General features: G+C 39.8%; 13 protein-coding genes. 7 read left to right on the forward strand and 6 right to left on the reverse strand.

Going from position 1 to position 20386, the window contains the following annotated elements; translation table 11 throughout:
- The first annotated feature begins 68 nt into the window (after positions 1-68).
- The 7 genes from G7B20_RS03750 to G7B20_RS03780 all read left to right on the forward strand — a co-directional run bounded on the left by G7B20_RS03750 (position 69) and on the right by G7B20_RS03780 (position 12274).
- Complete coding sequence (locus G7B20_RS03750) at positions 69-1889, forward strand: serine hydrolase (protein WP_164108697.1); 1821 nt, start codon at positions 69-71, stop codon at positions 1887-1889.
- 222 nt (positions 1890-2111) lie between these two features.
- On the forward strand, positions 2112-2654 hold the full coding sequence (locus G7B20_RS03755) for an RNA polymerase sigma-70 factor (RefSeq protein ID WP_164108698.1): 543 nt from the start codon (positions 2112-2114) through the stop codon (positions 2652-2654).
- Between the two features lie 88 nt (positions 2655-2742).
- On the forward strand, positions 2743-3810 hold the full coding sequence (locus G7B20_RS03760) for a FecR family protein (protein ID WP_164108699.1): 1068 nt from the start codon (positions 2743-2745) through the stop codon (positions 3808-3810).
- 148 nt (positions 3811-3958) lie between these two features.
- Complete coding sequence (locus G7B20_RS03765; protein WP_164108700.1) at positions 3959-7420, forward strand: SusC/RagA family TonB-linked outer membrane protein; 3462 nt, start codon at positions 3959-3961, stop codon at positions 7418-7420.
- An 18-nt stretch (positions 7421-7438) separates the two neighbouring features.
- Positions 7439-9226: a RagB/SusD family nutrient uptake outer membrane protein gene (locus G7B20_RS03770; protein WP_164108701.1), complete on the forward strand. Its 1788-nt coding sequence runs from the start codon at positions 7439-7441 to the stop codon at positions 9224-9226.
- A gap of 63 nt (positions 9227-9289) precedes the next feature.
- A complete protein-coding gene (locus G7B20_RS03775; RefSeq protein WP_164108702.1) occupies positions 9290-10681 on the forward strand; it encodes a sulfatase in 1392 nt (463 codons plus the stop codon).
- 180 nt (positions 10682-10861) lie between these two features.
- Positions 10862-12274, forward strand: coding sequence for an arylsulfatase (locus G7B20_RS03780; protein WP_164108703.1), 1413 nt, complete (start codon positions 10862-10864; stop codon positions 12272-12274).
- Positions 12275-12308: 34 nt separating this feature from the next.
- Here G7B20_RS03780 and G7B20_RS03785 read toward each other — a convergent pair whose 3' ends face one another.
- The 6 genes from G7B20_RS03785 to G7B20_RS03810 all read right to left on the reverse strand — a co-directional run bounded on the left by G7B20_RS03785 (position 12309) and on the right by G7B20_RS03810 (position 20373).
- Entirely contained in the window at positions 12309-13022 is a 714-nt protein-coding gene (locus tag G7B20_RS03785) for an AAA family ATPase (RefSeq protein WP_164108704.1), read from the reverse strand.
- 136 nt (positions 13023-13158) lie between these two features.
- Positions 13159-14307 (reverse strand): peroxiredoxin family protein, encoded by a 1149-nt coding sequence (locus tag G7B20_RS03790; protein ID WP_164108705.1) that lies wholly within the window; start codon positions 14305-14307, stop codon positions 13159-13161.
- 2 nt (positions 14308-14309) lie between these two features.
- A complete protein-coding gene (locus G7B20_RS03795; RefSeq protein WP_164108706.1) occupies positions 14310-15506 on the reverse strand; it encodes a thioredoxin family protein in 1197 nt (398 codons plus the stop codon).
- 21 nt (positions 15507-15527) lie between these two features.
- Positions 15528-16724, reverse strand: coding sequence for a thioredoxin family protein (locus tag G7B20_RS03800; protein WP_164108707.1), 1197 nt, complete (start codon positions 16722-16724; stop codon positions 15528-15530).
- Positions 16725-16915: 191 nt separating this feature from the next.
- Positions 16916-18700, reverse strand: coding sequence for an alpha/beta hydrolase family esterase (locus tag G7B20_RS03805; protein WP_164108708.1), 1785 nt, complete (start codon positions 18698-18700; stop codon positions 16916-16918).
- 20 nt (positions 18701-18720) lie between these two features.
- Entirely contained in the window at positions 18721-20373 is a 1653-nt protein-coding gene (locus tag G7B20_RS03810) for a PKD-like family lipoprotein (protein ID WP_164108709.1), read from the reverse strand.
- Positions 20374-20386: the final 13 nt, after the last annotated feature.

The following is a 20386-nucleotide window of genomic DNA, read 5'->3' on the forward strand; positions in this document are numbered from 1 at the left end:
CGTGTTAATCGATTATCTTTAGGACAATTTGATGTAAAGTTCTATAGATAAGACCAATCCAATTTAACATGAAAAGACTAACTCTTGCATTATGCCTATTGCTGCATATCACCGTATTCGCTCAAAAAAAGCAGCAACCCACCTTGATTAATCGGCTAGTAAGTCTGGAAAAAACGTTTGATCAGATTCTTAAAGACTGGCATATGGCGGGATTTTCCGTAGCAGTAGTGCAAAAAGATAAGGTAATTTATGCCAAAGGTTTTGGGTATAGAGATGTCGAAAAAAAGCTACCTGTAGATGCGAATACATTATTTGCGATAGGCTCATGCAGTAAGGCTTTTACAGGAGCCCTGATCGGACAACTGGTCGATGAGAAGAAGATCGATCTGGATAAACCTGCTATATCTTACTTACCTAACCTCAAATTTTACAACGATCAAATGAACAATCTAGTCACGGTACGGGATATGCTGGCACACACAACAGGGCTACCGAGACATGACTTTTCATGGTACTTCTTCCCTTCGCATTCCAGGGACAGTCTGATCTCACGCATCCAATATCTAGAGCCTAGCAGTCCTATAAGAACTAAATGGCAGTACAATAACTTTATGTACACGGCACTAGGTCATATGGATGAGTACCTAACCAAAAATAGCTGGGAACAGGATGTAAAGCAAAGGATATTCATCCCGCTAGATATGTACCGATCAAATAGCACGCTAGCTGAATGGAAGGCAGACCCCAATGCTGCTGTAGGATATACGGTCAAGAATGATAGTGCTATTAAAAAAATGGATTACTACGACATTGCAGGTATGGGACCTGCAGGCGCAATAAACAGCAGTGCCAATGATATGGCCAACTGGCTAAAAGCCTGGATAAACGATGGCAAATTTGAAGAAAAAGAGGTCATACCAGCTCGCTATAGAAGGGAAGCTATTTCATCTCAAGCTATTGTAAGCCCAGGCGTACCGGGCAAAGAAAAACCGGATCTAATGTTTTCTAACTATGGTTTTGGCTGGGGTATTTCAAGCTATAAAGGTCACTACCGTGTAGAGCATGGGGGTAATATTGACGGTTTTAGTGCGAATACAGTCTTCTTCCCGACCGACAGCCTAGGTATCGTGGTACTGAGCAATCAAAACAACTCCTCGTCTATCCATGCCATCCGAAATATAATTGCCGACGCTGTCTTAGGTCTACCCTCTTTTGATTGGAACGCTGATCTATTAAAGGAGCTAAAAAAAGCTAAATCGGCAAAAGACTCGACAGACGCTGTAGCAGCAGTCGAGACCAACCGTCCTGCGACTCACCCATTAGTAGACTATTCGGGATCTTACCTGAATCCAGGATATGGAACGGTCAAAATCGATTTGATAAGCGACTCCTTATTTGTAACTGGTTCTAAAAAATTCTGGTTAAAACATAATAACTTTAACAGCTTTGACTTGATCTATGTAGACCCTAGCGATGGAATAGACCCGAAGGCTGACGGCACGATGACCGCTCAATTCAACCTGAACACTCGTGGCGAAATCAGCAACCTTAGCATCCCACTAGAAGGTAGTACTAAGCCTATCGATTTTAAACGGCAACTGGGCGAAATAAAGCTTTCTGAAGAAGACCTTCAAAAGTTTGTCGGCGACTACTCCTTGTCCGATATGACTGTAAAACTATTTGTCAAAAACAACAAAACGCTTTATGCACTGGTACCTGGGCAGCCGGAATACGAGCTGCTGGCTGTAGGGAAAGACAAATTTGCGATAAAAGTACTACCTGAATATTATCTACAATTTGCGGCTAACGCACAAGGGCAGGTTATTCAGGTCACATTCATGCAGCCTAACGGAAATTACATCGCAAAAAAAACAAACACAAACAACTGACACAGGAAAACAAAAAACATAAAAATACGGTATTACAAACGTCCCACCTGTGGCATATTGAAAATTAAGATGGTCTAACCTATAAATTGATCCATCACTTTTAGTGACGAACAAACGTCGGTGTCGAAGGTAATCTAGCGATAGTTTTTTAAGTAGATTTTATCTAAATCGATTTTTATTGATATTTTAGACCTCCAGGTGGAGAATCAGATGTTAAAGAAAATGACCGATATAGAATGGGAAGGTGTTTTGGAAGCTGTTATGTCCAAGGACGAAATAGCTTTTAAAAGGATTTTTTTTCACTTTTACGACAACCTCCTGCATTTTTCACTATCTATTACAAAAAATACGGAAGTATCGGAAGATATCGTGTCTGAACTGATGTCAAAAATCTGGACAAATGCAGACAAATTTCAACAAGTATCTAACTTAAAGACCTATTTATTCCAAGCAGTCAAAAACAGTTCTCTCAATTACCTATCCCAACAGAAAACCCGAACACTGTACCAAGCGTCCGAATTGGAAATACGACACCCCTATACGCCGGAACAACTGATGCTAAGTAAGGAGTTTGGCAAACAACTGGAGGAAGTAATAGACAAAATGCCCCCTAAGATGAAAATGGCTTTCACCTTGGTAAAGGATAATTCGCTAACTTACAAGCAGACGGCTGAAATAATGGAAGTCAGTATCAACACGGTCGATCGACATATTCAAATGGCATTAAACCATATTAGAGACTTTCTAAAAAAAATAAACAACTAACAACCAGGCAATTGAAAAAAAACTAAATTTTATATTGGTGATTTTTGTCTCTTGGCTTGTCTTACCTACAAATAGCCAAGAATACACCATGCACGAAGACCATTTTTACGAGCTTGTACATAAATATCTAAAGCAGGAAATTACTCCAGAAGAGCAGTCTCTTTTAGAAAGAAATCTGGAGGAAGATGGACAGCGACGTATCTTATTTGATGTACTAACAACGTCAAGCGTAAAAAAGAGTTCATTAGCCGAGTTACAGTCCAAATTTGACAATATAATATCTTCTGAGAAGAATACACTTTCCACTTCGCGGAGAAAATGGTTAAAATTCCCTATTTATAAAATTTCAATCGCTGCGGCGGCTGTTGTTGGTGCTATTTTTCTATTTATAGTACCCCGACTACAAAACAAATCGGTAGATGCTCCAGCCTTGGCACAGACTATAAACACCAAAAATGCAGAGCGAAAAAAAATTATACTACCAGACAGTACCGAAGTCTGGTTAAATAGTGGAAGTACAATATCTTACCTTCCTTCATTTGGAAAAACAGATCGTGACATAGAATTGGACGGAGAAGCTTTTTTTGATGTAATGCCCAATAAGAATTTGCCCATGATCATAGCTGCAAAAGGAATCAAGGTCAAGGTCGTCGGCACGTCTTTTAACATTAAATCGTATCATGACGAAAACTCCTATGAAGCAAGTCTCGTAGAAGGTAAAATAGAATTGTACGTAAGTGATCAGGATAAATCAAAAGAGCAGGTATATCATCTCGTACCCGGGGAAAAAATAAAGATCCTGGACAATACAGCTTCTTATGCTTCGAACAAACAATCGTTCCCGGAACAAGCAGAATTCCGAGAATATGAAATTCTTAAATCTTCATTCCGTAAAGAAAATCAAGATGAAACACCGTCAGAAATAGCATGGAGGGAAGATAAATTAGCCTTCGATAGTGAAGCATTATCAACGGCCTTATTAAAGATGGAAAAATGGTATGACGCGAAAATAGAATTGCAAAATACAACACTGGCCCAACTTGCCATCTCGGGTACTTTTACAGAAGAAAGTGTAGAGGAGCTACTGAAAGTGTTACAAATGGGAGGGGCTCAATTCAGATACAAAAAAATTAATGAAAAAATTATTATTTACTAACATAAAAATCAATGGTGATGAAGTAAATCCTGATACTAAATAAAGGATACATCAAAGATGTACCCTTTATACATAAGATTAATCAATTAACAAGTACCCCGCCCTGAGAAAGTAAGGTACTTTATTAAAAATCAATCAAATCAAAATTATGAAAATTAATTTACATGCCAACAATGCGCGTGTGCAGATTCCCTTATCTTTAAAGATTCTACTAATGATTAAGTCAATCATTTGCTTATTGTTCATTTTTTCGGCTCCTGTTTTGGCAAATAACTCCATTGCACAAGAACGCGTTACATTGCGCCTTTTTGACAGTGACCTTAAAGGGGTAATCAAGTCGATCGAAAAGCAAACCAAGGTAAAATTCATCTATCTGGACGGCCTCTTACTGGATGGAGAAGTAGGTAATATTAATGTAGCCAACCAGCCTTGGACACAAGTGCTTCTCCCCTTGTTAAACAAAGCAGGGCTATCTCTAAAGAAACTGGAAGATAGCAGAATCGTCATCACACCCATGGAAAGAAAACCTCAAGGACAAACTGTAAAAGGTATCGTCGTTGACAATACAGGAACACCATTATCAGGAGTTTCCATTATTGAGAAAGGATCTAACAACGGAACGAGTACCAACGAGAATGGAAAGTTTGAACTGACTGTAAGTAAAAACGAAACCATACTTATCGTGAGCTATATAGGCTATCAGAATCAGGAAATCACCAGTGCAGGTAAGGAAATGCGTATTGTGATGCAAGAGGACATTTCTTCCTTGGACGAAGTTGTGGTCGTCGGATATGGTACGCAAAGGAAAGCTAATCTGACGGGAGCTGTTTCTTCGGTAGATATGGACAAGGTCCTTGGCGATAGACCTGTAAGCAGTGCTTCTCAAGCACTACAAGGAGCTATGCCAGGTATGCAAGTCACTTTTGGGAGTGGTAGACCAGGGCAAGGAACCGCATTAAATATTAGGGGTGTAACCTCTATTAACGGCGGTGAACCGCTGGTATTGGTAGACAATGTACCGATGAATATCGATGATGTAAATCCAAAAGATATTCAGAACGTAACCATCTTAAAGGACGCTGCTGCTGCTTCCATTTATGGTGCAAGAGCGGCTTATGGTGTAATACTAGTTACCACAAAAAAAGCAGGAAAAAACCAACCGACCCGATTTAACTATTCGAGCAATTTGACCTCGTCTAAGGCAACTACACTGCCAGAGAAAGCAAGTCCTTTACAATTTGTACAGGGCTTGAAAGATTTTGGGAACACGACGAACTGGACGGGGCAAAACGTGGACACTTGGTTAAACTTATTAAAGGAATATGAAGCGGACCCCGCAAAATATCCAGATGGGATCACCACGGTGGGTAATACAAAATATCCATTAAAAACTCATGATCTCTATAATGAGGTATTCACAACGGGCTTTGAACAGCTTCACAACCTATCATTTAGCGGCGGTAGTGAAAAGATAGCCTATCGACTGTCTGGAATGTATGCCGACGAGGATGGGATCATGACAACCAGCAACGATAAATACAAGAGGTACAACCTAAATGCATACGTCACTACGGAACTGGCAAAAAATCTAAATGTAAGTGCCAATATACTCTACAAGAACGATAAACGAACAACTCCGATGAATATGAATGAGATGTTTTATCGTGCGATTACCTTTAGTTCTTACTTAGACCCGGGATATGCGGAGGCTATGGATGGCACGATGATACCTTATGGAACGCCAAACAATTACTTAAAATATGAACAACCCGAACAGGATTATAACGATGACTTGCGTCTTTTTGGTAAAGCTGAATATAACCTCTTAAAAGGACTAAAAGTTACTGCGGAGTACACATTCAACAAAAAGAATGAGAACAACAAGTACTTCCAAACTAAAAACAAGTATATGAACCCGAACAACTACACGGAAGAATACTTGTTCAACAATCAATTCTATAGGAGAAGAAATCGTATAACGAACTATAATGCTGTAAATCTCTATGCCAACTACACACATAGTGTGGGCAATCATAATCTCAAGTATTTATTGGGAACCAACTATGAGAAGAGTCATTTTGAAAGCTTTACCGCAACAAGATATGATATTCTAAGCCCTACGTCGCCATCATTAGGAACCAGTAGTGGTACACAAAACGTGGCAGACTCTTTTGGTCAATATGCGGTATTGGGCTATTTTGGACGTATCAACTATGACTATAAAAACAAATATCTACTTGAAGTAAACGGACGTTTTGATGGATCATCTCGTTTCTTAGAAGGGTCTAGATTTGGATTCTTTCCATCGGTATCTGCGGGATGGAACGTGACCGAAGAAGATTTTATGTCTTCATTTCGTAATTGGGTACCCTTGTTAAAATTAAGAGGATCGTTCGGAGAGATAGGAAATCAGGTCGTGTATAATACGGACAAAACGTTAAATTATTTCCCTGTAAATCCAGAAATGGCAACTACTAATGCAGGATGGATCAATCCAGAGACAGGAATCCGCTACTTGACGATCAACCGCCCAGACTTAGTATCTTCAACTTTTACATGGGAAAAAGTAAGAACATTAAATCTGGGTGCGGATCTAGGATTATTCAACAATAAACTAACGACAAGTTTCGATTGGTTCAGAAGACAAACCATAGGAATGTTATATCCTGGAGCAGATTTACCTGCTGTACTGGGATCAACCCCTCCTTACCAGAATATAACAGATCTAGAGTCTAAAGGTTGGGAATGGGAATTGACCTGGAAAGATAAAATCAATGCCTTTACTTATTCATTTGGTTTCAACTTGTCCGACAACAAAGGAACCATCACAAAAATCAATAACGCAGCAGGTACAATTGGCAGTTATTATAAAGGCTACCAAATGGGCGAGATATGGGGCTATGTGACAGACCGCTACTACACGGTTGATGATTTTGAGCCAGGTTCACTAAAAGCTGATCTTACTGGAGGAAAACTAAAACCTGGTATTCCTTCTTTCAATGGCGTGGCACAAAATCCAGGCGATGTACTATACAAAGATCTAAATGGTGACGGTATTCTATTTTCTGGAAACGGAACTATAAGTAATCCTGGGGACATGCAGATCATCGGTAATAACCGAAGACGCTACCAATTCGGTATTAACGGTAATTTCAGTTACAAGAACATAGACTTATCCATCTTCTTACAGGGTGTAGGAAAAAGAGATCTTTGGATGAGTAATCCTGTTATCTGGCCATTCACCAATGAATTTGCAACACTATATGAACACACTTTGGACTACTGGACTCCTGAAAATCAGGACGCTTATTATGGCCGTGTATATGCTAACGGAGGACTGAACTCCGGAGCAAATCGTCGCGTACAAACCAAATATCTACAAGATGGTTCATATCTGCGGGTTCGTAATGTTACACTGGGATATAATCTAGGAAAAGAGCTGTTAAAAACCAAAAAGATTGAAAACATCCGTCTTTATTTTACAGGAGAGAATCTGTTCTTGTTTGATAAACTTCCTCAGGGGATAGAGGCCGACGCTGAGAATATTAATTCAGGAGGGATCTATCCTTACCTAAAGAAATTCAGTGCTGGTATTAATATTAATTTCTAACCCTTTATTCTTACTACGATGAAAATAATAAAATCATTCTTACATATATCTCTTGCAGCTGCCATCGGTTTTTCAAGCGTGAGCTGCTCTAATCTTTTGGATCTAAGTCCAGAAGGATCATTGGTCGAGAAAACGACATTTACTTCTTATAACAACTTCATTACCTACGCCTGGCAATTTTACGACGTATTTCCGGGGTATTCCAGTAGTGTTCCCGACTCAGAAATAAATGGGGATTTATTTGCCAAGGCAAGCACAAATGCTACATCGGACTGGTTATGGAATCGCGTGGTTACCCCAGGATCGTCGAATGATTATAAAGTGCCCTATGAAAAAATCAGGTCTATTAATATCCTATTGGACAATATTGAAACTTCAACTTTTCTTACCGATGTAGAGAAGAAACATATCAGAAGCTTAGGCTTTTTTTTCAAAGCCTACAATTATATGGATCTGCTTAACAAATATGGTGGTGTCATATGGGTAGAAAATGCTGTTGATGACGGTGATACGGATGTCCTATATGGTACACCTTCATCCAGAGACGAAATCGCTCAAAAAATCGCAGATATGCTCAGCTATGCCGAGCAAAACATAAAAACAAATGGTGACGGCAAAAACACCATAACGAAGGCTGTTGTAAGAGCGCTTATTTCACGATTTGGTTTACGGGAAGGAACTTGGCGTAAATATCATGGCTTAAATGACGCTAACAAGTACCTTCAGCTGTCAATGGATGCATCGAAGGCTTTAGTGACCGAAATTCCGAACCTTCATGCAGACTATGACGAACTGTTCAACAGTGAATCTCTCGCCAATAACCAAGAAGTATTGCTTTACAAGCAATATGAGGTCAATCAAATCACGCATTCCTTATCGTCTCTGGCGAGAAACTCATCCGGACGCTGGGATCTGACCAAAGCTGCTGCAGATCTATACCTTATGAAGGATGGACAAACCCGTTGGACAAGTCCTACATTTGATGGAGATAAAACCCCCAACAGTGAATTTAGAAATCGTGATATTAGGTTATATTATACCGTACCGCCACCATTCAAAGTTACTGTAGCGCATCCAAGCTATGCTTGGGCACATACAGGAGTGGCTACGGATAGAGAGTATATCGACCTCATGAATACCTTATCAGTGGCTACAAGAAAAACACTGCCTACATTAAATTGGCAGGGATTGGTTTTGAGACAGGAGCCTCATTATGCGGATTATACAAATGGACAACCCTTTAATGTGACATTCACCGGATATCGTTTTTACAAATTCAGCAATAAGATCAAAATGCTACAGAATGAAGATGTCAACGATGCGCCAATCTTTAGAATGGGGGAAGTATTTGTCAACTATGCAGAAGCAGCTTATGAACTGGGGCAGATAAGTCAGGATATCATCAATCAGACCGTCAATAAACTTAGGAATCGAGGAAAAGTAGCAGCGCTACAGATAAGCACTATACCGACGGATCCGAGCAGAGATTCAGAGGTAACTCCTTTACTATGGGAAATACGTCGTGAACGCGCGGTAGAGTTAATGGGTGAAGGTTTCCGTTTTGATGATCTGAGAAGATGGAAAAAAATGAACTATGCTGCCAAACAAAAGTTAGGAAGATACTTAACCAAGGGAGTAGATGTACCCCAAGCGGCACCTATACCTATTCTAAATGGCGCTACAGCGGGATACATTGCTTACGAAGGTGAGCCCCCTGCATTTCCCGACTATTACTACTTATACCCTATACCTTCTGCCGAAATCGCAATGAACCCGAAAATACAGCAGAATCCGGAATGGAAATAATAAATGTGAGGCTGTCTAAATGATTAAATCTCATGGAGACAGCCTCTATTACTAACGTAACTTATGAAAATCTTATATATCCTCTTCCTATTAATCGTCTGTTGCATAACACAAACTGATGCACAAACGGCTCCTCCCAATATCATAGTTATATTAGTGGATGATCTCGGATACAAGGATGTAGGATTTATGGGTGGAAATTTTTATCGTACTCCTCATTTGGACGGCTTGGCAAAAGAATCTATCGTGTATGAACAGGCCTATGCCGCCGCCTCCAACTGCGCTCCTAGCCGTGCAAGTATTTTGACTGGTTTATTACCTAATAGACATGGTATATATACTGTAGGCTCTTCAGAAAGGGGCAAAACCGAAGATAGAAAATTAATTCCCATCAAGAATAACAATATACTGGATAACAATCTTCCTACTATAGCTACGCTCTTAAGCAGGAAAGGATACCAAACTGCGGCAATAGGCAAATGGCATCTCAGTGACTCTCCTCTCGACCATGGCTTTTCAAACAGTTTTGGAGGTAACCATAGCGGACATAATAAGTACTTTTCTCCTTATAAAAACACGACAATTCCCGATGGAAAAGCGGGTGAATATTTGACAGACCGAATTACGAACGAAGCCATCGATTATATCGGTCAGCAAAAAGAGACCACTCCTTTCTTTTTGTACCTTTCTTATTACGCGGTGCACACCCCTCTAGAAGCGCCTGATTCGTTGCAAAATCAGTATAAAGGTATAAAAGGAACCGGTGAGCGGGACTATCCTGTTTATGCAGCCATGATCGAATCTTTGGATCATAATATTGGCAAGCTTGTAGCTAAACTCAAACATCAAGGACTACTGGAGAATACCATCCTATGGTTTTGCTCGGACAACGGTGGTATAAATACCATCTCGCCACAACAACCTCTTCGTGCAGGTAAAGGTTCTTACTTTGAAGGTGGAGTTCGAATTCCTTTCTTTATACACTGGCCTAACCAAATTCAGCCATGTCGAGACAGCAGCACCTTAGTCAGTCATCTTGACCTGTTACCGACGATAAAGGAGATTGTAGAAGACAAATCGTCCCTATTACTAGACGGCGAATCATTATGGAACAATATACGCGGAGTAGATGATCTCCAAGATCGAGTTTTGTTCTGGCATTTCCCTATTTATCTTGAAGCCTACAACCCATCAAAGGATGATGGTCGTGATCCGAAATTCAGAACCCGTCCCGGAAGTAGCATAAGATCTAAAAACTGGAAACTCCACCATTACTATGAAGATGATGCATACCTTTTATATAATCTATCATCAGACGTTGGAGAGCGAATAAATAAAGCTTCTGAATACCCTGATATCTTGAAAAAAATGAAGTCAGAATTAAAAAAGAAAATTTTGGATACAAATGCTAAAATTCCAAGTCAACTAAATCCGAACTATAAGAACGAATTATAAAATACTCTTGTTAGCGAAGCACAAAGAACCTTGAGTATTCCATCCCGACTAGTCGGGACAAGATGATGACAGATAAAAAACAGATATACACATATGAAATACCCACGTTTAAAAAACACAAACATCGATGAAAATAATCTGGGTATTCCATATGACAGATAAAAGACAAATTATTAACATATGAAAAAAATAGGATTATTAATGATTGCCGTCTGTCTCTTAACCGGGACGTATGCGCAACAAAAACAACCTAACATTGTATTAATCATGGCTGATGACCTAGGTATTGGAGATTTAGGCTCCTATGGCCAGATTAAAATAAGCACACCTCGGATCGATGAACTGGCAAAAAAGGGAACTAGGTTTACCAATTTTTATGCCGGCACTTCTGTGTGTGCTCCTTCTAGATCGGCCTTAATGACCGGTCAACATACTGGACATACCTTCGTCAGAGGAAATAAAGAAATTGAACCCGAAGGCCAGCAACATCTCGCAGACTCGGTCATAACGATGGCCATGTCATTACAAAAGGCAGGCTACACAACAGGAGCCTTTGGTAAATGGGGACTCGGCATGGTTGGAACCAGTGGAGATCCTAACAAAAAAGGATTTAATGAATTCTATGGTTATAATTGTCAACGACAATCTCATCGGTACTACCCTACCCATCTATGGCACAATAGCAAACGTATCGAACTAGCAGGTAATGATCTTACTAGCAAAGTGCATTATGCGCCGGAACTGATACAGGAGAAAACGTTAGCATTTATTGAAACAAATAAAAACAGACCGTTCTTCTTGTTTGTTCCAACCGTACTGCCTCACGCCGAACTGGTAGGTCCGGACGATGCGTTTTACGAAAAGTACAAGAATACTTTTCCTGAAACTCCACACAAGGGTAACGATTATGGCCCCAAAGCTACGATAGCAGGTTATGCCTCTGTTGAAAAACCTCGGGCTACCTACGCTGCGATGGTAAGTAGAATGGATCATTATGTCGGCCAGATCGTGGACAAACTACGTGAACTTGACCTATTAGATAATACCATAATCATGTTTACAAGCGATAATGGGGCACACCGTGAAGGCGGGGCAGATCCTATGTTCTTTAACAGTACCGCTGGTTTACGTGGGTACAAAAGAGATCTTTATGAAGGGGGAATACGAACACCTTTCATCGTCTCTTGGCCTTCTAAAATAAAGTCGAACAAAACAGCAAATCACCCAGCTGCATTTTGGGATATTATGCCAACAATTGTCGAGTTGAGTGGAAATACGATGGACTCCTATACCGATGGAATTTCCTTCTTGCCAACGTTACTCGGTAACGGTAAACAAAAAAAACACGAATACCTGTACTGGGAATTTCATGAGGACGGCGGAAGACAAGCCGTATTGGTAGACAATTGGAAGCTAATCAAACTAAAAGCGAAAAGTAAGCAACCGGTATTCGAACTTTACAACATTAAAAAAGATCCGAAAGAAAGTCGTAATCTTATCAACCAACACCCCAAAATCACTAAGAAGCTTACTAAGCAGCTAGAAGCAGCGCATAAAGAAAGTGTTGTTTTTCCTTTGTATCAAGGGAACTAAAAAATCATTACAGCAATCTGACTTGGGCTTGGAACTAGAACTCCAGCCCCAAGTCGGATAACATTTTCTCTCTATTATTCATGAAGTACTTTGTCAAACGGAATTGCTCTGTATCTTCATAGTCCACTAGATTAATTCCTTCGGAAGAAACTTCATAAATATCTGCACCTGGGTACGCCATCAAAACCGGTGAATGTGTAGCTATTATAAATTGAGAGTTCTTCTCAACAAGTTGGTTGACGCGTCTCAACATATTCAACTGACTGACCATAGATAAAGCAGACTCTGGCTCATCGAAAATATAGAGTCCCTGACCATAAAGCCGATTTTGCATCAGCGAAAGAAAGCTTTCTCCGTGCGAACGTTCGTGTAGTGACCCGCCATAACTATCCTGTGCTTCATAATCGTCTACAGCGGTTGCTACATTATAAAAACTCTCCGCACGAAGAAAAAAACCGTCTTTATTACGATAAGCTGTACGAATAAGTTGTATATCTTCAAACAGCTCGGAATGCGAACTTTTGGTGTTAAAATTAAAATTGCGACTTCCTCCTTCCGCATTGAATCCTGCATTGATAGCAATCGCCTCCACTAAGGTTGACTTTCCTGCCCCATTTTCACCAATAATAAAAGTCACTTCCTTTCGAAAGCTTAATTCATTCAAAATGGAAATCGATGGAATATTGTAAGGATATGATGTTCGAGATTCCAAAGGCCTGTTGTTACGTACTTTACTGATATAAATCATCTTACTAAATTATAACATTTTAGTTATCGCCTAGACGCCGAACTTAAAAATTAAAAGTAACAACTTAACAACTAAGTAAACTAACAAAAGAGTCTCCAAAGCTAGATCTTTGGAGACTCTTCGTATAGACAACACCTTATAATAACTTCCCTAATAATTTGCCTAATTGATCTCCATGAAGGTTTTTAGCTACGATTTTACCCTGTGGATCGATTAAAAAGTTTTGAGGAATGGCTTGTATACCATACAATCCTACGACCTCATTTTGCCAACCGCTCAGATCACTCACATGATGCCACGGTAAGCCATCCTTTTCAATGGCTTTCACCCAATCTTCCTTCTTGCCCGGACGGTCTAATGACAGTGCTAATATCGTAAAGTTCTTATCTTTGTATTGCTGATAAGCTTTAACTAAATTTGGGTTATCAGCACGACATGGACCACACCAAGATGCCCAAAAGTCTAGCAAAACATACTGCCCTCTGAAATCGGATAGTTTGACAGGTTTACCCTCCAAATCAGGCTGCGAGAAATCAGGAGCCTCCTTACCAACCGCCAGTCGATTGGCGATATCAAGGGCCTTAGCCAATTCTTTGCCCTCCTTGCGTGATTTCAAAGAAGAATCCAACTGTTCAAAAAGCGGAGAAATATGTGCTACGTCGATACTATATCCGGCTATTTCTTTTAATGCCAACAGGCTGAAATAGGATTTCGGATTACTTTTGATATAAGCTTCCTTCGACTGACTTTTCTTATTTTGAACAGCATTGAGCTGCTGCATCACTTCTTTTAAGCCTCCTGGGTCTTTTTCTTTTTGCTGATACAATTCTGAACGCTTAGCATTCAATCTATCCGCTTCTTGATCGTAGCGCTTCATGTAATCTGCATAATGCGCAAATGCCGACTGCAGTGCGCCCCCTTTGATGGTAGCATCTGCTATCTGACTACCAAACTGAACTGTCGTAGCGCCCTGATCTACATATAGGTCAACTTTATCCCAACGACCTACACGGTTCTTGCCAAAAAATGAACCTCCTTCGGGGGCATAATACAGATTGACTAAGGTAGGCTCACTCGCCGTACCTTTATAGATCGGGTTTTTCTGGTTAAACAGCACCGAATCCAACACCAACTGTCTATCCTTAAAATAACGAACAAAAACTTTGGCCTGCTTGTTAACTTGTTCTTGCGCTATTAGCTTGATTTCAAACGGATGCTCTTGGGCGCTAAGGATTCCACCCATTAAACCCAAACAGGCTGTAACTATCGTATAAATATGCTTCATCGTTAAATACTTTTTGCTCTTTCTACCAATGCATCTGCTAATTTGATAATCTTGGATGTCTCTTGTTCGGCTAATGCTCTTGCTGCCTCTGCGGCTTTAACAGCTTCTTTTTTCTTCTTTAAACTGATACAGATATCCGCAAAAGTTCCTTGATTCGAATAGGACGCGGCATCTAATTTTACAGCTTGCTTGGCCAAAACATAACATTGATTCAAAAGTACTTTTGAGGGCTCCTTGTCCTGAACATACTTACCCGCATTACGGCGAGCGATGAAACTTAAACTCTCACCCTGATCTTTAAGAATACCTTTACGCAGTTTATTCGTCAATTGCACAAACTCTTTGTCGGTTCCATGCGCTGTAACCCAATCGATACGAAACATGGCTGCATCGATTTTGCTTTCGACCTCATCGCTTTCTTCAAAATAAGCTACGCCCTGGTCAAACTCTACTTTATTATTGTCCCGTATATACCCATACATGGAAAAGCGCAGCAGCTGCTTGTCTTTTAGATTATACTCTTGCTCTGGAACGCTACTTTTCAAGTATGCCTTATTGGCCAGGAAAAACCTTCCGTATTTATCACTGCCATTCTGCCCCAACTGCTTGATCGCTTCCCAGCCAATCTTGCTACGTAGAAAACTGTCATCAGCAATGTTATCCATTATTTTGCGCGCTTCCTGCACCCGATTTGGCTGTACAGATGCCATTACAGCGATGTAACGCAACAAAAATGCAGGGTCTTGGTCACCTGTAGCAAAACGAGCTTCTAGTGTAGGAATTTGAAAATTCTTGTCTATCGCCTGCTTGCCTTCATTCAGAAACTTTTCAACTTCCATACGGTTTCCTGTACGGTACACCAATGCACCTTCGCTGTCCAAGAACAGATAGGTCGGAAAACTACGGATACCGTACTTTTTAGCAATGTCAATTCCCTCACCGACCTCACAATCAAATTTGGTATTTATAAAGTTGGAATTATAAAAGTCTGCAACTTCTTTCTGATTGAAGACATTGCCCTCCATCCATTTACAAGGTGCACACCAAGAGGTATAGCCATCCAAAAAGATGAGCTTATTTTCCTTTTTGGCTTTCGCTTTGGCTTCCGAAAAACTGAACTTCTGGAAAGCGATATGGTCTTGGGCATGTAGACCTGAAATCCCTATTAGGAGGACTAAGCTAACTATTAATTTTTTCATGATTTTCTGTTTAGTATGTTATTATAATGCTTCTACTTTATCAAGCAGCTCTTGCGCTAATCGTTGTATTTTTGATCCTAGAGGCTCGGCCAGGACTCTTGTTTTCTTGGCCGCAGGAAGCCCCTCTTCTTTATTCTTTAATTGCAGACAGATTTGTGCAAACGTAGACTGAATACTGTATTTTTCAGGTTCCAACTCTACTGCACGCTTGGCCATTAAATATGCTTGCTTTAATACTTCTTCAGAAACTGTGGGCATATTCGTACGAAATCCTGCTGATCTCCTAGCCAAGAAACTTAAATTCTCGGCCTCATCTTTCAACTCCTTATTAAGTGCAGAACGGGTCAATTTCAAATAATCTGCTGTTCGATCGTTACTGAAATAGTATTCGGCCTCTAACATGATACCTTTCTTGTTAAGTTCGCCATTTTTTGATTTCTTGAAATAATCAAGTTTATTCATGAAGGATTGCTCATTATCTCCTCTCATAAGACCATACATAGTACTTGTAATCAAGCGTTTTTTTAACTCATAACGCTCTTCTTCGCTGCTCCAATTACTAAATGCAGCTTGATTGGCCATGTAAAAAGCACCTAACTTGTCGTTCTCATTACGAGCTAACATTTGAATAACCTTCCACCCCAACTCGGTTTTCAGCTCATCATTCGATATTTTATCTGTAATCTCTTTAGCAATCTTTTCTGCTTTCGAACGATCTGTTCTATTTAGAGCGGTATAAAAATTATATAAGAATGGTAAATCGGTCTTACCTGATATGTATTGTGTTGTCAGGTAACTGATTCGTCTTTTTGGATCGAAGGCATTTTTGCCTTCTTCCAAAAACTCTTCCATGGACATCCTACCTCCTGTACGGTGTACAACTTCTCCTTTACTATTCACAAACAGAAAAGTGGGATACGATTGTATTTTGTATTGTTTTGCTAATGCGATACCCTCTCCTTTTTCCATATCAATTTTGATATTTACAAACTGCTCATTAAAGTAATCGGCAACCGGCCCTCCGAAAAACACATTGGCATCCATCCACCGACATGGAGCGCACCAATCGGTATAACAGTCGACAAAGACCAACTTATTATCTGCTCCAGCTGCTTTAAGTGTCTCTTCCCAGGTCTTAGTTTCATTAAATTTAATACCTTCTTGTGCACTCGCACTTAAGGTTACAAAAAGAAAAAATAGGACGCTTAATTTCTTCATATGTGTATTTCTTGATGTTTATCTGTCATATGGAATACTCATTGCTGTTTGTAGTTCGTTGAAACCTTCATATTTCATATGGCAATTTGTTATTTAAAAAAGCGGCTGAAAGTAAGAATAAACTTTTTACAGCTTATTATAATTCAGACGCTTTTCTCTATAGTAATCTGATACGATATTACTCAACAAAACTAATATTTACTTACTTTTTTAATCGGTCTTGTCATAATAAAACCTGTATCATCACTTTTTGCGGCTACGACATTATAACCGTGACTAGCTGCATTATTGTTGAAATTGAATGTATAAAACTTTTTACCGCTTTCATTTATCATCGTAGATGACATCAAAGAAGAACTTGCTGCTACCACCAATTCTAACGGCGTACCATGTATCTTTAAAGCTTTATTTAATTCTATCAAATTCTCATCGATTGATTTCAACTCATCAACCGCAGGCAAGTACCAACCACTGGTCGTACCAGAACTTGCTTTATATTCGTAAGCGTAAATAAATGCACTAGTTGCAGCTGTTAACTTAGTGGTAAATGTGTTGTTCCTTGCCACCAAAGCTTGCGTATTGCTATAGCCATCTGTTTTACTTGGCGTAAAAAATGTGGTACCTACAGCTCCAAACTTCTTTGTTACCCCTTCTAAAGCAATAATTTTCGCTTCTTTGATATTAGAAGGATTTACCCAACATACTACCCCCATTGGTTTGTAATCACTGTCATAAACCAAATCACCAACTTCGTAAAATGCCTTGGGAGCTGCAAGAGAAAATGGAATTGTCAATACTGCTGAAGTGCCGTTGTAAACTGCTTTAAGCTTGATTTCTCCCTTTCTATTGACAGTACTAGCCGCAAAAAAATCATCCGGAGCTTTCACCGTCAGTTTTCCTCCTGTATAACTTACCTGCCAATCTGAAGGAGCCGATTCAATAGTCAATGAAGCTCCTTCTGTATGACGGATCTCTGAAACAAATGTCTGTCCTTCTATGGCATCAAATCGTTTCAATTGAGACGATAAATACAATCCCGAACTACCTACATTTTTTGGGTGCGACTGCATAAACTCCCACATTAAAGGCATAATTGCTGGCCAACTGATATTATGCCCCTCATCAACTATGGAGAACAGCTCAATATCGGTCTTGCCTCCACCCCAAGTTGTCTTCAGATAGGATTTGTAATTGTCTATCTTTAATGTATCGCTCAACACCGCATCGGACGGGAAATAACCTGCAACCAGGTTAGCCCAAATCTTGATATTATCCATTGCCGCCGCATGGCTTACCGTAGCATCTGTAGTACCATTAAAAGCTCTAATCGGCACTGCTCTACTTGGATAGCTTGTGTCTGCTATTTTCATTTGGCCGGCTACAGGTACTGCTGCCGCAAACACTTCCGAACGCTTGTAGGCGAGTACAAATGAGAAAATAGCTCCGCTCGAATGACCACAGGTATATACACGATTAGGATCGATCATAGGACTATGATTTTTAAAATATTCAACCATAGCGTCAACAAATGGTAAATGATATTCCGAATTTTGCCAGTTTACTGCTGAACCTGTGTCCTCACCTGCTGGAAAAACAGCAATAAAATTTTGCTTGATAGCAAGCTGCGATAAAGGGTGTGTAAGCGAGACCGACTGTATAGGGTCTTCTAAAGTACCGTAACTGCCGTGAAAATTGAACACCAATGATATCGGCTTTGTCCTATCTATAGAAACAGGCATAATGTATTTAAACCTCCGTTCAGTTTCAACACCATTATGAGTCACCATCAACTTAACAAGGTTGATACCCGGCTTTAACTCCCCCTCACTACCTCCTGGGGTAGTGCCATCAGTACTATAATCGTCAACGACTACATCTTTTTTATCCTGTGAAAGATACGCACTGGTATCCTTAGTACAAGAGGCAAAAAAGAATATTGCAGCAATTACGAGAGAAAAATATAGTTTTAATTTCATTTTATTTTCCTTTAAATTGATTAAATATTATCTAACTCGGTAACACCTCCATTAGACTTACCATCACGCCAATGCGTTTGGTATTTGATCTTAACATCTACAGGTATTCCAGCTACACCAACATATTTTTCTTTCAATGTCAAGCCTAAGCTTACTTTATCAAGGTTAAAAACCAAGATATCGCCTTTAATCTCATCACCCGCCCCCTCTGTATCAGAACCATACCTTGAAACGCCTAAGATCATTGTTTTCTCTGTACGGGATACGGTCATACTTGTAATCACAGCATTGGCATCATAACCCAATGAACTTAAGGAAATAACAGCATTCCCTTCATTTGGTGAAGTACTTGACATCACTTCTAAAATATTGTATTTGTACAATTTATTCCCCGCAGTATAAAACACATAAGGAGAAGTCTTCATGTTATAAAACTTACTGCTTGCAGTTGCTGTTCCACCACTCACCTCACCTACCAGACTATAGTTATTCCCGTTTTTTCCGATTAAAAGAAATCTAAGCGCTGAAGCTGAATTTTTTAACACCGCAAAGGATGTCCCAGATTGACTCGTAACGGATCCGTATATAAGATCATGCGCTGGGAATGCCTTTATAGCTGTTGTAGGAATGGAATAAACGGATCCATAATTGGAATATGAAAAACGGCCAAACGTCTTATCAAAGAGCATAAAGTTGCCCAAGTCATAACCATGTTGAAATAAGTTATTATCTGGCGTTGGTACCAACTTATCAAAATATCCATAAGCGGAGAAATAACCCGTTGGGCCGTACACACTTTTCTTATTGTAAGAAAAAGAGGGCGACCATACGTTTGGCGCTAATGCTGCAAAGTATAGTGATCCTCCTGAAATCAACTGAAAATAAACCTGATGTTGAAAACCTGTACCATACGCATTGGCCCGCCATATACTTGGCTCCTGATCAAAAAACTCAGGCTTGTATCCTGAAATATCTGGAGGGGGGTAAGAGGCCGTACCTGTGAAGGCCGCGCCCTCTAAATAATCTACAGGATCAGGCTGTAATGTACTCTTATCTATTAAAGCTAATTTATCGTCTGTCAAAACTAGCACTCTTCCATAGCGGTTGACAAATGGTGCATTAGCCGCAGAGGATGCCTCAGCCATGATAAATCCGAGTTTTTGTGGATTCGTACCTAGCGGCTTTTTAAAGCGAGATTCGTAATAATTTATGGCCCAGTTAGCCTTTTTATCTAAGCGTAAATAAGATAACTCTGATTTACCTTTATATTTACTCAGCACCATTATTAAGTTTCCAGCAGTGGATGAAGAAACATTGATATCAAATCGGAAGAATTTCTTCACCCCCGTAATTTTATCGGTAACTATATAACGTGATATTTTATTCCCAGGTAGCATATCTATTTTAATTGCTAACGCAGCGCTGTCAGATAAAATATTGTTATCAATCTCCCATGCATAATGAAACTTGCTTGTATCGCTGTACATCGTACCCTTGACGATAGGTGTAATCTTTAAGCTATCATCAACATCCCTAGAATAGTGTGCTTCTATACCTTCGATGCTAAGTTCATTTATATCGTGATAATCTCCTTCGCCTGTCCCCAAGTCTTTATAACAAGAACTCAAGAAACATCCTGCGAATACGATTAGTAATATATTACGTTTTTTCATTTTTACTGTTTTT

This window comes from Sphingobacterium sp. xlx-96 (assembly GCF_011007365.1).
GTDB classification, from domain to species: Bacteria; Bacteroidota; Bacteroidia; order Sphingobacteriales; family Sphingobacteriaceae; genus Sphingobacterium; species Sphingobacterium luzhongxinii.